Source organism: Streptococcus mitis (assembly GCF_026782865.1).
GTDB classification, from domain to species: domain Bacteria; phylum Bacillota; class Bacilli; order Lactobacillales; family Streptococcaceae; genus Streptococcus; species Streptococcus mitis_CG.
The window spans coordinates 21,003-35,960 of record NZ_JAKUXK010000003.1 but is presented as its reverse complement, the minus strand read 5'-3'; the positions used below and the strand labels follow the sequence as shown (position 1 = coordinate 35,960).

Annotated in this window: 10 protein-coding genes; 4 read left to right on the top strand and 6 right to left on the bottom strand. The window is 35.5% G+C overall.

The window, feature by feature from the left end:
* From rodZ to yfmF, 3 genes are read right to left on the bottom strand one after another with little or no spacing between them, the layout of a single operon-like run.
* Window positions 1-828 carry a cytoskeleton protein RodZ gene (gene rodZ / locus MK482_RS00800; protein WP_136936737.1) on the bottom strand — a complete coding sequence of 276 codons (828 nt, stop codon included), beginning with the start codon at window positions 826-828 and terminating at the stop codon, window positions 1-3.
* Between the two features lie 41 nt (window positions 829-869).
* A complete protein-coding gene (gene yfmH / locus MK482_RS00795; RefSeq protein WP_268717731.1) occupies window positions 870-2,153 on the bottom strand; it encodes an EF-P 5-aminopentanol modification-associated protein YfmH in 1,284 nt (427 codons plus the stop codon).
* Entirely contained in the window at window positions 2,150-3,400 is a 1,251-nt protein-coding gene (gene yfmF / locus MK482_RS00790) for an EF-P 5-aminopentanol modification-associated protein YfmF (protein ID WP_268717730.1), read from the bottom strand. The genes yfmH and yfmF overlap by 4 nt, the downstream gene beginning before the upstream one ends.
* Before the next feature lie 158 nt (window positions 3,401-3,558).
* On the opposite strand from yfmF, the gene yaaA reads away from it, so the two are divergent.
* A complete protein-coding gene (gene yaaA / locus MK482_RS00785; RefSeq protein WP_136936740.1) occupies window positions 3,559-3,927 on the top strand; it encodes a S4 domain-containing protein YaaA in 369 nt (122 codons plus the stop codon).
* A 2-nt stretch (window positions 3,928-3,929) separates the two neighbouring features.
* Window positions 3,930-5,027, top strand: a complete 1,098-nt coding sequence (gene recF / locus MK482_RS00780) for a DNA replication/repair protein RecF (protein ID WP_268717729.1) — start codon at window positions 3,930-3,932, stop codon at window positions 5,025-5,027.
* 49 nt (window positions 5,028-5,076) lie between these two features.
* Here the strand turns inward: recF and guaB are convergent, their stop codons facing one another.
* Together guaB and trpS are read right to left on the bottom strand one after the other, a co-directional pair.
* A complete protein-coding gene (guaB, locus tag MK482_RS00775) occupies window positions 5,077-6,555 on the bottom strand; it encodes an IMP dehydrogenase (protein WP_136936742.1) in 1,479 nt (492 codons plus the stop codon).
* A gap of 151 nt (window positions 6,556-6,706) precedes the next feature.
* Complete coding sequence (gene trpS / locus MK482_RS00770; RefSeq protein ID WP_268717728.1) at window positions 6,707-7,732, bottom strand: tryptophan--tRNA ligase; 1,026 nt, start codon at window positions 7,730-7,732, stop codon at window positions 6,707-6,709.
* 206 nt (window positions 7,733-7,938) lie between these two features.
* Between trpS and MK482_RS00765 the strand changes: the two genes are divergently transcribed.
* Entirely contained in the window at window positions 7,939-9,561 is a 1,623-nt protein-coding gene (locus MK482_RS00765; RefSeq protein WP_000958767.1) for an ATP-binding cassette domain-containing protein, read from the top strand.
* A gap of 58 nt (window positions 9,562-9,619) precedes the next feature.
* On the top strand, window positions 9,620-12,163 hold the full coding sequence (locus tag MK482_RS00760) for a YfhO family protein (protein WP_268717727.1): 2,544 nt from the start codon (window positions 9,620-9,622) through the stop codon (window positions 12,161-12,163).
* Window positions 12,164-12,189: 26 nt separating this feature from the next.
* On the opposite strand, the gene MK482_RS00755 is transcribed toward MK482_RS00760, so the two are convergent.
* Window positions 12,190-14,832 carry a YhgE/Pip domain-containing protein gene (locus tag MK482_RS00755; protein WP_268717849.1) on the bottom strand — a complete coding sequence of 881 codons (2,643 nt, stop codon included), beginning with the start codon at window positions 14,830-14,832 and terminating at the stop codon, window positions 12,190-12,192.
* Window positions 14,833-14,958: the final 126 nt, after the last annotated feature.

Here is a 14,958-nt window from a genome sequence, read left to right as displayed (position 1 = left end):
TTAATTTTTAGTAAAGGTTACAGTGATTTTTCCAGTCTGAGCTGTTAATTTTGATAAGTCAACGGTCTGATTATCTACTGTTAAAGCTACACCTTTGACAACACCTAAAGTAATGGTCACAGAATTTTTAGTTGAAACTGTTGTTTCCGCACTTTTATTATCTGGTGATAAGGTCACTCCACCCTCAAGCTCACTTTCTGAAACACTAACCCAACTTCTAGCATCTGAGACTGATAATTGTAATTTTGCAGTTTCCTTACTCGTTTTATAAGCAACTTCTACTTGATTTCCTTCACCTGATACCGTTATAGCTGGTTCCATATTCGAAGAGCTACTTGATGAACTACTACTTGAGGATGAAGTTACAGAACTAGTTGAGCTTGTTGCTTGGACTACACTATAACTAGACGCAGATGAACGCTCAGGTTGAGTCTGGAGATAATTCCAAACATAATAGGTCACAAAAATGACAATCGATAATGCAAAGAGTATAAAATAAAATAAAGGTAAAAATGATGCCTTATTTTTCTTACTTGAACGTCTCCTACCTGTCAACTCGTCTTCATCAACATCTACTTCTTCATAAGTAATCATGCTCCCAGAATCATAAGCATCCAAGACAATTCGCTCATCTAGCTCAACTGCCCACGCATACTTTCTCAAAAAAGAACGAGTATAAAATGGACTAGGAAGTTGATCAAAATCATCAGCTTCCATCGCTTCCAACATATCCAACTGAATTTCTGTTTTTTTGTGTAATTCTTCTAAAGTCAACCCTTGGTTGGTTCTAGCTAAACGTAAAACCTCACCAATTGTTTTTTTCCTCATACTTGTCATTCCTTCTTTCTAGTATCGATTATGATAGGTTACTACGATGGGAATATTGTAAAATCAACTATATCACCATCATCTATTAAATGATGTCCAGCATCAAGGACATCCTCTAAAGTAATTTCCTGTAAAATTTTCGGCAAATCAAAAACTGTCTCACCATTTTCAAAAGCATCATATTGCATTGCAATAAATTCAAGAGAGTTCATGCTACTGAAAAATTCTCCAAACATCTCTCTTTTTATAGTATCTAGATGATCTTCTGTAATATCTAAATCCTTTGTAAAATTACGAATAGCCTTCCTAAACTGATGAGATAAAGCAACTGGCTCTTTTGTATCCATTGTCAACATGACAAAATGAAAGCGACTTGTTACTTCAACTTCCAGAGATAAGGATGCGTCAATTTTACCTGATTCATATAATTTCTGAAAACGATCCGAAGTCCAACCAAACATCATTGCAAACAATAATTTTAATAAAATATGATGTCGATAGCAATCCGCTTCGGCAACTTCTTGTTTACCTCTAACACCAATCGCTAGTTTGGGAGAAGATACTTCCATCCTCATGCTGTCTGTTTGCTTTACAGGTTGTAAAACAAACTTTTCTCTTGCTAGTTCCTGAACATCTAAATCTTCCAGTTCTTTTCTTTCAAAATAATCCTGTACCTGACCCACGTCAAAATTGCCAACTAAAAACAGAGACATATTTACAGGTTTGTAAAACCTTGTAAAATTTTCTTGCAAATTAGTTAGATTAATTTGGGCAATTGATTCCTCACTTCCAACTATATCAGTTGCTAAAGGTGTATCAGGATACAAATTCGCTAAAGTTGAAAAGAATAAGCACGAATCTGGATCATCTTGATACATTTCTCGTTCTTGCTGGATAATATCCTGCTCTCTTAAAATGGAATCTTCAGTAAAATGTGCTGATGTTACCAATTCATCAAGTAAGTCCAAATTTTCTAAAAAATGATCCGTTGCTGAAAAAAGATAGCTTGTTTTTGTAAAGCTTGTAAAGGCATTACTATCTGCACCTAGACTCGTGAAAGCCGACATCAAATCGCTAGCATTTTCTCTCTCAAACAATTTATGTTCAAGAAAATGAGCAATTCCCGCAGGATATTGTTTTACATATCCGTCAACTTCTGTGACAAGCGTATCTACCGAACCAAACTGTACAGTTACACTCCCGTAAACCTCTTTAAATTCCTTTTTAGGCAAAAGAGCAACTGTCAAGCCATTTGAAAAACGAGTTCGATAAACCATTTCTTTTACAGCTGGATAGTATTTTTCTTCAAAAACAACCTTTGTCATTCTATTCCTTCCATAAAGTAAATCGCTTGTAGTTTCACATTATTAGCTACTCTACAAATAGCATCTTTCTCAACTTTCTCGAGTTTTGCAACCCAACTTTTAAAGTCTGCTGAAGATTTTCCAAGTAAGGCATTTTGATAAGCACGTTCAATCAATGAACTTTGATTATCTTGAGAAAGTAACAGAGACCGACGAATCATTTCCTTTGTTTGCTCTAACTCAAGCTCTGTAAAATAACCTTTTTTTAAATCAATCAGTTGATTATTCATCATTTTACGAGCCTGGTTACGATTTTCTCGATCAATACCAGCATATATCCTCAAGAATCCACTAAACAAATCGAGCTGACTTGAAATAGTATAAGCCAATCCAGCATTTTCACGGACATTTGTAAAGAGCTTAGAATGAGCAAATCCACCAAGTAAACCATTCATTACAATCATGGGTAAATGTTGCTCATCACCATATTCAAAAGGGCAATGATAACCCAATTCCAAAATGGATTGTCCCACATTTTTCCGAACCATACCCTCCTGAAGAATATTGGAATAAGGTTGACAATACTGAACCTTCACATCTCCTTTTCGACCTTTAAAGCCAAATGATTCTAATACATTTTGAATTTCAATCTCATTAAAATCACCTAGGAAAAAGAAATCTATTCGATCATTGGCCAAAAATTCTTGGAAACAAGAATAAGAACTTTGTGGAGTTTCAGCTAAAATACGATTTCGTAAATCACTATATTCCAATTTGAGACGTTCATCATAAAAAAACAATTTATCTAATTCTTTATGTGCGAAATAAAAAGAATCATCCATATCAGCTGCTAAACTTGCTAGCAATTGCTTTTTCTCAATTTCAAATAAGGACGGATCAAATCCATTATCAACTAGCATGGGTGAAAAAAGAATTTCTTTTACAAGTTTTAAAACCTGAGAAGTTAGCACATTTTTCCTACTTAAAAACTCATCACGAACATAGGTAAATGTCAATTCTACAATGTGACTTTGTCCTCTTCTGAAACAATTGGTTGACATATCTGTACCGTATAGACTAGCCAAATGTCTTCTCAAATCTTGAGAAGTGGGGTACATCTGATTAGCAGTCTCTAGCATACTCGCACTCAACATGCGACCTGTAATCGTATCGAGGGATAATGGAGCGGTAAAACGCACGGCGATTTTGTTCGTTTTAAACTTTTTTGATTGGATAAAATGTGTTGAAATTCCATGCACTAACTCCATGATTTACCTCCTTATATACAGACTTCTATTATATCACGAAAACCTGAAATTTTCTTGTTCTCTGTAACACTTTTGAAATAAAAATCGCTTACATTACTCCTTGTTTCTCTCACTATTTTTAGGAAAATATGGTATAATACCAAAGATTGAGGTGAATTATGGAATACAAATTATTTGAAGAATTTATTACCCTCCAAGCACTACTCAAAGAACTTGGAATTACACATAGCGGAGGAGCTATTAAATCATTTCTCTCTGAACATTCTGTTTACTTTAATGGGGAATTAGAAAATCGTCGTGGTAAAAAACTTCGTATTGGTGATAAAGTTGACATCCCTGACATGAATATTGACATCTTGTTGACACAACCTACTTCTGAAGAACAGGATGAATACCAAGATGATAAAGTTGAAAAAGAACGAATCGCTAAACTCGTCAAGGGGATGAATAAGGGAGTAAAAAAAGACAACTCTAAACCTACTTCATCACTAAAAAGCAAACAAGCTCCACGATTCCCTGGTAGATAATCATGTGGCTACAACACCTATCTCTCAAAACTTTTCGTAACTACAAAGAGACGAAAATAGACTTTAATCCTAAATTAAATGTCTTTTTAGGACGCAATGCACAAGGTAAAACAAATATGTTAGAGGCTATCTATTTTTTAGCCTTAACACGCAGTCATCGAACTCGAACAGATAAAAATCTCATTCATTTTGATGAGGAACAACTTCATCTTTCAGGTCTCGTTCAGAAAAAAACTGGATCCATTCCTCTAGGAATCGAACTAACACAAAAAGGCCGTGTGACAAAAGTTAATCATTTAAAACAGGCACGACTTTCAGATTATGTCGGACACATGAATGTTGTCTTATTTGCTCCTGAAGATTTACAACTAATTAAAGGAGCTCCTTCAGTTCGACGAAAATTCATTGATATGGAGCTTGGACAAATTAAGCCCATTTATCTATCAGACTTAACTAATTATAACCACATCCTAAAACAAAGAAACACTTATCTAAAATCAGCTCAAAAAATAGATGAAACCTTCCTTTCAGTCTTAGATGATCAACTAGTCGATTATGGATGTCGTGTGATGAATCACCGCTTAAATTTCATAAAAAAACTAGAATATTTTGGTCGTAAGAAACATTTTGAGCTTTCTAATCAACTTGAAGAGTTGTCAATATCTTATCAATCTTCTGTCAAGACAACTGACAAAGAAGACTTATCCGAATCTTTCAAAATTGCTTTAGAAAAAAGTAGGTCCAGAGATTTATTTAAAAAGAACACTGGTGTTGGTCCTCATCGGGATGACATTTCTTTTTATATAAATAGAATGGATGCTAGTTTCGGAAGTCAAGGCCAACATCGTAGTCTCGTCCTCTCGATAAAATTAGCAGAAATCGAGTTAATGGAAAGCATTACTACAGAATCTCCAATATTACTGCTTGACGATGTTATGAGCGAACTTGACAACACTAGACAACTAAAATTATTAGAAACGATTTCTCATTCAATCCAAACCTTTATCACAACAACAAGCTTAGACCATCTTCAAAATCTGCCAGAAAATCTAAGTATCTTCACTATTCAGGATGGTAAAGTTTTTGTAAATTACAATTGACAACATTGTAAAAGAACTCCTATTTCCACGGGAGTTCTTTTCATTGTTTTTACATAGAATAATTTGGTGCCTCATTAGTAATTTGTACATCGTGAGGGTGGCTTTCTTTCAAACCAGCACCAGACATTTCAATAAATTGAGCATTATCGTGTAGTTCTTTAAGGTTAGCTGCACCACAGTAACCCATACCAGAGCGAATACCTCCAATCATTTGGAAGACAATATCAGCTGCCGCACCTTTATAAGCAACACGACCTTCAATTCCTTCTGGAACAAGTTTGTTTGCTTCATTGATAGAACCTTGGAAGTAACGATCGCTTGAACCTTTCTTCATAGCAGCAATTGATCCCATACCACGGTAAGTCTTAAACTTACGTCCTTGGAAGATTTCAGTTTCGCCTGGAGCTTCATCAGTTCCAGCAAACATTGATCCAAGCATAACTGCATTTCCACCTGCAGCAAGGGCTTTTACAATATCTCCAGAATACTTGATTCCACCGTCAGCAATAATCGTTTTACCATATTCACGCGCAACAGCTGCAGCATCGTAAATAGCTGTTACTTGCGGAACACCAACACCAGCAATCACACGAGTAGTACAGATAGAACCTGGTCCAATCCCAACTTTGACAACGTCCACACCTGCTTCGTAAAGTGCGCGCGCTCCTTCAGCAGTAGCAATATTTCCAGCAATCAAAGTACGATCTGGGAAGTGAGCACGAATCTCAGCAATTTTACGCAAGACACCTGCAGAATGACCATGTGCAGTATCAATAACAATCGCATCCGCTCCTGCCTCAAAAAGAGCCTCTGCACGTTCAAATGTATCTGAAGTAACACCTACTGCACCTGCAACTAGTAGACGACCAAACTCATCTTTAGCAGCATTTGGAAACTCAATAACTTTTTCAATATCTTTGATAGTAATCAAACCAGAAAGGCGACCTTCTTCATCTACCAAAGGAAGCTTTTCAATACGGTGTTCTTGAAGAATACTCTCAGCTGTTGCAAGATCTGTACCCACAGGAGCAGTAACAAGATTTTCACTAGTCATATGATTTGAGATTGGTTGGTCATAGTCTGAAATAAAACGAAGATCTCGGTTTGTCAAAATACCAACCAATTTACGATTTTCAAGTGTTTCAACAACTGGAACACCACTGATGCGGTAACGACCCATAAGCTCATCTGCTTCAGCAATTGTATGTTCAGGCGTCAAGAAGAACGGATCAATAATAACTCCATTTTCAGAACGTTTTACCTTACGAACCTCTTCTGCTTGTTGAGCAATTGACATGTTTTTATGGATAACTCCGAGACCGCCTGCACGAGCAATAGCAATGGCCATTTGACTCTCTGTAACTGTGTCCATGGCAGCGGTAATAATTGGGATATTTAAAGTCAAATTATCTGCCAATTTAGTTGTTAAATTTGCATCGTTAGGCAACACATGACTTTCAGCTGGAATAAGCAATACATCATCAAAGGTAAAACCTTTTTTCAAAAATTTAGTGTCCCAATTAGACATTCGAAGTTTCCTCTTTTCTTTCTTTTTGAGCTTGACTCTTTTTATATTGTATCTATCATACCATTCTATAAAAATTTGTCAAATGTTACAGGGATAAATAAAAAACTATCTTTTCTTTGAGATAGAAATGATAGTTTCTTGTAAAATAAACTTAGTTAAAGTACTGAAGTCCCATTGCCCCTTTAACCTCAGATAGGGTTTGACCCGCAACTTCACGCGCTCTTTCACTACCTTTTTGAAGCATATTATAAACTTCTCCCATATCCTTAGCAAATTCAATACGGCGCTCACGAATAGGACCCAGTTCACGTTCTAATATTTCAAGTAGATAACGCTTGGTCTTCACATCACCAAGACCACCTCGTTGGTAATGTTCTTTCATGTCAGCAATTTCTTGAGAATCTTCTGGACGACCAAAAACATCTAGATAATGGAAAACCATATTTCCTTCAATTTTACCTGGATCCTCAACGCGGATATGATCTGGATCTGTATACATACTCATTACTTTTTTACGCAAAGTATCCGCATCATCAGCTAAATAAATACCATTATTGAGTGATTTAGACATTTTAGCATTTCCATCTAAACCAGGCAAACGCCCTGCTCTCTCATTTTCTGGATAAATACCTTCCGGTTCTACCAAGACATCACAGTTATATGCATTGTTAAAAGAACGAACAATTTCACGAGTCTGCTCAATCATTGGTTTCTGATCTGTCCCAACAGGAACATAGTTGGCCTTAAAGGCTGTGATGTCAGCTGCTTGTGCAATTGGATAAACCAAAAATCCTGTCGGAATGCTTTCTCCAAATCCCTTCTGAGCAATTTCTGTCTTGACAGTTGGATTGCGCTCCAAACGTGCTAATGACACTAAATTCATATAATACATAGACAACTCAGCTAATTCTGGAATTTTGCTTTGAATAAAGATAGTTGATTTACTTGGATCCAATCCAACTGCAAGGTAATCTAAAGCTACATTTCCGATAGACTCTACAATGGTTTGAGGGTCTTTAGCATGATCTGTCAAAGCTTGTTGGTCAGCCAAGAACACAAACATATCATACTTATCCTCTTCCTGTAATAATACTCGATTTTTGAGACTTCCAACATAATGTCCAATATGCAATTTTCCTGTCGGACGGTCTCCTGTTAAAATAATGGGTTTAGTCATTTTATTCTCCTTCGATATGGTCCCTTCAATTATAGCATTTTTTTAATGAAATAACCGCAATTTATTAAAATAAATCAGCCTTGCTATTGACGGATCTGTGTAAAGTTTGCTGTAAATCTAGTTTACACAAAATTGACAAATAAAAATTTGAATATTTCTGTATTTTCTAGTAAAATAAAACTATCACACATATTAGGAGAAAAATATTGCTTACAGTATCTGATGTTTCACTACGTTTTAGTGATCGCAAACTTTTTGATGATGTCAATATCAAATTTACAGAAGGAAATACTTACGGATTAATCGGTGCTAATGGTGCCGGAAAATCAACCTTTTTAAAAATTTTAGCTGGAGATATCGAACCTACTACTGGTCATATTTCTCTTGGTCCAGATGAACGTCTCTCTGTGCTTCGTCAAAATCACTTTGACTATGAAGATGAACGTGCAATTGATGTCGTTATCATGGGAAATGAAAAACTTTATAGCATCATGAAAGAGAAAGATGCTATCTACATGAAGGAAGATTTCTCAGATGAGGATGGAGTACGTGCTGCCGAACTCGAAGGAGAGTTTGCTGAGCTTGGAGGCTGGGAAGCAGAAAGCGAAGCCTCTCAACTACTTCAAAACCTAAACATTCCAGAAGAATTGCACTATCAAAACATGAGCGAATTGGCCAACGGTGAAAAAGTAAAGGTTCTCCTCGCCAAAGCACTTTTTGGTAAACCAGATGTTCTTCTTTTGGACGAGCCTACCAACGGTTTGGACATCCAATCGATTACTTGGTTAGAAGACTTCTTGATTGATTTTGATAACACCGTTATCGTAGTATCCCACGACCGTCACTTCTTAAATAAAGTATGTACTCACATGGCCGACCTTGACTTTGGAAAAATCAAACTCTATGTCGGAAACTATGACTTCTGGAAGGAATCTTCTGAACTCGCTGCTAAATTGCTAGCAGACCGTAATGCCAAAGCAGAAGAAAAAATTAAGCAATTGCAAGAATTCGTTGCTCGTTTCTCTGCCAATGCTTCTAAATCAAGGCAAGCAACATCACGTAAGAAAATGCTTGATAAAATTGAACTTGAAGAAATTGTACCATCTAGTCGTAAATATCCATTTATCAACTTTAAAGCGGAACGTGAAATCGGTAATGATCTCTTGACAGTAGAAAATCTATCTGTAAAGATTGATGGTGAGACTATTTTAGATAATATCAGCTTTATCTTACGTCCAGGTGATAAGACAGCGCTAATTGGACAAAATGACATCCAAACGACTGCATTAATTCGTGCAATCATGGGTGACATTGACTATGAAGGAACTGTCAAGTGGGGAGTAACTACTAGCCGTTCTTACTTGCCAAAAGATAACTCGGCAGATTTTGCAGGAGGAGAGTCAATCCTTGACTGGTTGCGTCAATTCGCAAGTAAAGAGGAAGATGACAATACTTTCCTACGTGGTTTCCTCGGCCGTATGCTCTTCTCTGGAGATGAAGTTAACAAACCTGTAAACGTCTTGTCAGGGGGAGAAAAAGTTCGTGTCATGCTTTCAAAACTCATGCTCTTGAAATCAAATGTCCTTGTACTTGATGATCCAACCAATCACTTGGACTTGGAATCTATCTCAAGCTTGAATGATGGATTGAAAAACTTTAAAGAATCAATCATCTTTGCCAGCCATGACCACGAGTTTATTCAAACTCTAGCTAACCATATCATTGTCTTGTCCAAAAATGGCGTCATTGACCGTATCGATGAAACCTATGATGAATTCCTAGAAAATGCAGAAGTACAAGCAAAAGTAAAAGAACTTTGGAAAGACTAAAAACTTCAAAACTCAGTTGGATTAACCAGCTGAGTTTTCTAACATTTTATGAGGTAACATGAAATTATTTTTTAAAACATATTGGACCTATTTTGTTTCTTTCATCATTCCCATAATCATTATGATAGGAGTATATCTATCTCAAGGTATCTACTGGAATAGCGATACATCTCCACTATTAGGAGATGGGTTTCATCAATACGTTATTTTTGATATAGCTCTAAGAAATATCCTACACGGAAATGGTGGTTTGTTCTACACCTTTACAAGTGGCCTCGGATTGAATTTCTATGCCCTATCTAGTTATTACTTGGGTAGTTTCCTTTCACCACTAGTTTACTTTTTTGATCTAACTAATATGCCAGATACTGTCTATCTAACAACTCTCTTAAAATTTGGATTGATTGGACTGTCAACTTACTTTAGTTTAAATAAATTATTTCAATCGATTCCTAAGCCTTTAAAACTAGCTTTATCTACTTCCTATGCTCTGATGAGTTTCTCTGTTAGTCAACTAGAGATAAAAACTTGGTTAGATGTTTTTATCTTGATTCCTTTAATTATAACTGGATTACATATACTTATAACACAAAAGAAGCGCCTACTATACTTTACAAGTCTGTCAATCTTGTTTATTCAAAACTATTATTTTGGATATATGACAGCATTGTTTCTTATTTTCTGGTATCTCTGCCAAATTTCTTGGGACTTTAAAAATCGAAAATCATCTTTTCTTGATTTTATTGTTACTTCCTTTTTAGCAGGAATGGCCAGTTTGATTATGACTCTTCCTACTCTATTTGATTTACAGACACATGGGGAAAAATTGACAGAAGTTACAAAGTTTCAAACTGAAATTAGCTGGTATCTTGATCTCTTTGCTAAGCAATTTATCGGTTCCTTTGATACAACAAAGTATGGGGCTATCCCAATGATTTTTGTTGGACTACTTCCCTTTATTTTGACCATTTTATTTTTTACGATTAAATCTATTAAGTTTCACGTGAAACTTATCTATGCAATTTTCTTTGTATCTCTAATTGCAAGCTTTTATATTGAAGCTCTTGATTTATTTTGGCAAGGCATGCATACTCCAAACATGTTTTTACATCGCTATGCTTGGATTTTCTCTACCTTGTTAATTTACACAGCAGCAGAAGTCTTAAATCGTCTGAAAGAAATTAAAGTATGGAATTTTTTAGCTTCGATTTTTCTTGTTGTAACAGGATTTTTAGCTACCATCTATCTAAAATCGCATTATTCTTTTTTAACAAATTTGAATATTCTACTTACTCTTGAATTTTTAGTTGTCTATTCTCTTTTACTCCTTGCAGTTATCAAAAAATTTATCTCTGTAAATCTATTTGCTATTCTAATCTCTTTATTTATAATGGTTGAAATGAGCTTAAATGCTTCATCTCAAATGGACGGAATTGCTAAGGAATGGGGATTTGCTTCTCGAAGTGCTTATAATCGAGATATCCCAGCTATGGAATCTTTCTCAACATATATTGGAAATCAATTTACTCGTACTGAAAAACTAGAAACTCAGACAGGAAACGACAGTATGAAATTCAACTACAATGGAATCTCTCAATTTTCTTCTGTTCGAAATCGTTCAGCAAGCTCTACTTTGGATAAGCTTGGGTTTAAATCCTCTGGGACCAATCTCAATCTCCGTTATGCCAATAATAGCATTTTGTCTGATAGTTTATTTGGTATCCAATACAATATCTCAGAAAATCCTATTGATAAGTATGGTTTCCAAGATGTATATCAAAAAGATAATCTTACCCTATATGAAAATCAATTCTCTCTTCCGATTGCCTTTGCTAGTCAATCTGTTTACAATAATGTCAAGTTCAATGAACACACTTTGGATAATCAGGCCTCGTTTTTAAATCAACTTGCTGACGTCAATTTTGATTATTTTTCTCCAATACCCTATGAAAAAACAGAGAATACTGATGATTTGATTAGTGTTACAAGTTCTTCAAATGAGGATGCAGCACTCCAGTATCAAATTGAAGTGCCAGAAAACAGCCAAGTTTATCTTTCTTTCACAAACCTTCACTTTTCTAATGACAAACAAAAAAAGGTTGACATCCTTGTAAATGGAGAAAAGAAAACTTTTACAACTGATAATGTCTTCTCCTTCTTTAATCTAGGATATACTAAAGAGAAAAAAACTTTCAATATTAATGTTGGTTTCCCTGGAAATTCACAAGTATCATTTGAATCTCCTACCTTCTATCGTTTAGATACCAAAACATTTACCGAGGCAATTCAAAAAATTAAAGAACAACCTGTCACAGTATCAACTTCTAAAAACAAGGTCTTTGCTACATATGATGTCAAACAAGATACATCCATTTTCTTCACCATTCCTTATGACAAAGGCTGGTCTGCCTACCAAGATGGGAAGAAAATAGAAATTAAACAAGCTCAAACTGGCTTTATGAAAGTTGACATTCCCAAGGGAAAAGGAACTATTACACTTTCCTTCATTCCCAATGGTTTTATTACTGGAGCAATCTGTTCCTTTACTTCTCTTTTACTATTTGGAATCTATAATCACAAACGAAAGTCATCTAAGACATAAAAAAATCGACCAGTTGGTCGATTTTTTTAATCTTCTTCCATTTTCTTAGGTCGATAGGCTAGCATACCTAAACCAGTAAATAGGGCTAATATCACAGCAAGGAAAATGACTTGATGATGAATATTTCCTGTCATAGAGATTGTTTGTCGTAATCCAGAAACCGAATAACTCATTGGTAACCAAGGATTAATAGCTCTAAAGAAATTATTTGTCAAAGCAAGTGGATAGGTACCTGCACTTGATGCTAACTGTAATAATAGCAAAATAAGAGAGAAGAAAGCTCCTACACGGCTATTCCATGTTGTTAATGCAGTTACCATAGACATAAATGTTAAGCTTGCGATAATAATTAAGAACAAGGTTCTCATTTCATGATTTGCTGTTAGACCAATAAGATGAACTCCTCCATATACCAAAATTCCTGCTAAAACAGCTATAATACCATTTATTTCAGCTCGAGATTTCAACCAAGCCCAACGACTCTCTGGATGACGTCCTGAAGGCAACTTCGCAAAGATCATATTCGTTGATATTGCTGCAACAAAGAGAGCAACTGATATCATATAAGGAGCCATTGCAATTCCATTTACAGGAACTTGGTCATTGTCTGTTTTGGAAAGATTGAGTGGATTTGACAAAATCTCTGCATTTTGCGATTCCGTAGATACTGTTTTGAGTTGATCGCTAGCATTACTTAGTCCTTGTCCTAAAGAAGCAACTCCTGTCTGTAAATCTTCCAATCCAGAAGCTAACTTTATTCCACCTTCTGTAAGTTTCCCAGACCCATCTGCCAATTTATTAGCTCCATTCTCTAATTGAGAAGCACCTGAAAGTAACTGACTGGATTTATCTGCTAATCGACTAGAGCCTGATTGTAATTTATCAACTCCTGCTATCAATTCTTGACTCTTTTGATTCAATTGGTTGGAGCCAGTTGATAATTTTTCAACACCAGATACTAATTCTGGAGTTTTTTCAACTAATTGACCAACTCCTGCTGTCAAGCTAGAAGATTTTTGTGTCAAGGTAGTTGAGCCTGAAACTAATTGATTTAAACTACCTGTCAAGGTGGAATTTTTTTCACTTAATTGACTTGCGCCCTGAGAAACTTTATCAACACCTGTAGTATATGCGTTTATACCTGATGCAATCGACTGACTGGCAGGAACTAATTTACTCGTCACTGCTCCCTGTATTTCTGTTAATCCACTTGACAATCCTGTCAAAGAAGTAGAAGTAAGCGGTAATACTTGATTAGCTTGATTTTTTAATGTCGAAAGACTTGAAGATTGATTTTGTAAGTTTTCCAAACTTCCCTGTAAACCTTGTACTAAAGCTATAATTGACTGAGCCGATTGAATACTATCAGTCGAATTTTGAGATACAGAAGCGCTTATTTCAGCTTGTTGCTCACTTGTCAATGATTGATAGGCTGCTGTCGATTGAATATTGGCTAATGTAGTTGCTTTTTCAGACTGAGCACTTGCTAACATTTGATTAGAAAGAGATACTATACTTGATAAAACAGAGTCTAATTGTTTTGTATCTCCAACATCAATATTTTGAATAGCTTGATTTAACTGATTCAGACCAGAAGATAATTGAGCAATTTGATCTTTTTGCTCAGATGAAGCATCTAACTTACTAGAAAGTTGTTGAATCCCTTCACTTAATTGCTCCATACCCATTCGAAGTGTAGCTGATTGATTGGATAACTGATTAGCACCTATTGCAATATTTCCCACTCCGTTTGTATAAGCACTAACACCAGATGAAAATTGATTAAGACCAGTATTGAGCTGAGAAACACCGCCAGTGTAGGCCTCTACACCAGTATATAACTGATTGACTCCCCCTACTAATTCAGGACTTTTAGAAGATAATTGACCTAATCCGCTATCTAATTGACTAACTGCACCAGTATATGTAACTAAACCACTATTAAAATTCCCTAAGCCAAGATGAAGTTGTTCAACACCAGAGACATAAGAGGATAATCCTTTAGTAAACTGCTCCGTTCCATTTGAAAATGTTAAACTTGAATCTGCTAAAGAGTGTAGGTTAGTAGTCAATGTTTGACTACCTGCCACTAACTGATCCGCTCCATCAGTTAGTTTTTCACTTCCAGAAGCTGCTTGACTCATACCATCCTTTAATTCGACCATCTTATCAAATAAAGCTTTAGTATAGGTCTCGGTTACATTGGTAGAAACATTCTGCTTCAATTGTGTCATCGCAGAATCGCTCATCTTGCTGGCAATAAAACTATGACCACTTGAAGTCTGATAATCGATTTGCATTTGCTCTGGATGATCCGTTAAAATCGAAGCTGCTTTTTCAGATAAATCACTTGGTAAAGTCACTACCATATAGTAATCGCCATCTTCCAATCCCTTCTTTCCTTCCTCTTCATCCACGAAATGAAAATCTAAGGTTTTATTTTCTTTTAAATTTGACACCATGTCTTTTCCTATAGCCATGGTATTACCGTTATAGGAAGCTTCTTTATCATGATTGACAACTGCCACAGGTAAGTCAGACAATTGCCCATATGGATCCCACATTGATGACAAAAATATGATATTGTATAGAGCTGGAATAAGAGAAATCCCTATCATGACAATAATAAAGGTTGGTTTTTTAAAAATTGCTTTCCATTCTTTAAACATAGCTTCTCCTTTTTTAAACATATTGTCTAAAATTTTGATATAATAGATTATACATTAAAAAATCTAAATTACAAGATAAAAAATCAATTTTTAGACAGATAGTCTAATTTGTTTATAAGGAGGAAA

What these genes read in the sequence shown, in the direction of transcription:
- rodZ (WP_136936737.1), bottom strand. Translation starts at nt 828, where the DNA reads ATGAGGAAAAAAACAATTGGTGAGGTTTTACGTTTAGCTAGAACCAAC.
- yfmH (WP_268717731.1), bottom strand. Translation starts at nt 2,153, where the DNA reads ATGACAAAGGTTGTTTTTGAAGAAAAATACTATCCAGCTGTAAAAGAA.
- yfmF (WP_268717730.1), bottom strand. Translation starts at nt 3,400, where the DNA reads ATGGAGTTAGTGCATGGAATTTCAACACATTTTATCCAATCAAAAAAG.
- yaaA (WP_136936740.1), top strand. Translation starts at nt 3,559, where the DNA reads ATGGAATACAAATTATTTGAAGAATTTATTACCCTCCAAGCACTACTC.
- recF (WP_268717729.1), top strand. Translation starts at nt 3,930, where the DNA reads ATGTGGCTACAACACCTATCTCTCAAAACTTTTCGTAACTACAAAGAG.
- guaB (WP_136936742.1), bottom strand. Translation starts at nt 6,555, where the DNA reads ATGTCTAATTGGGACACTAAATTTTTGAAAAAAGGTTTTACCTTTGAT.
- trpS (WP_268717728.1), bottom strand. Translation starts at nt 7,732, where the DNA reads ATGACTAAACCCATTATTTTAACAGGAGACCGTCCGACAGGAAAATTG.
- MK482_RS00760 (WP_268717727.1), top strand. Translation starts at nt 9,620, where the DNA reads ATGAAATTATTTTTTAAAACATATTGGACCTATTTTGTTTCTTTCATC.
- MK482_RS00755 (WP_268717849.1), bottom strand. Translation starts at nt 14,832, where the DNA reads ATGTTTAAAGAATGGAAAGCAATTTTTAAAAAACCAACCTTTATTATT.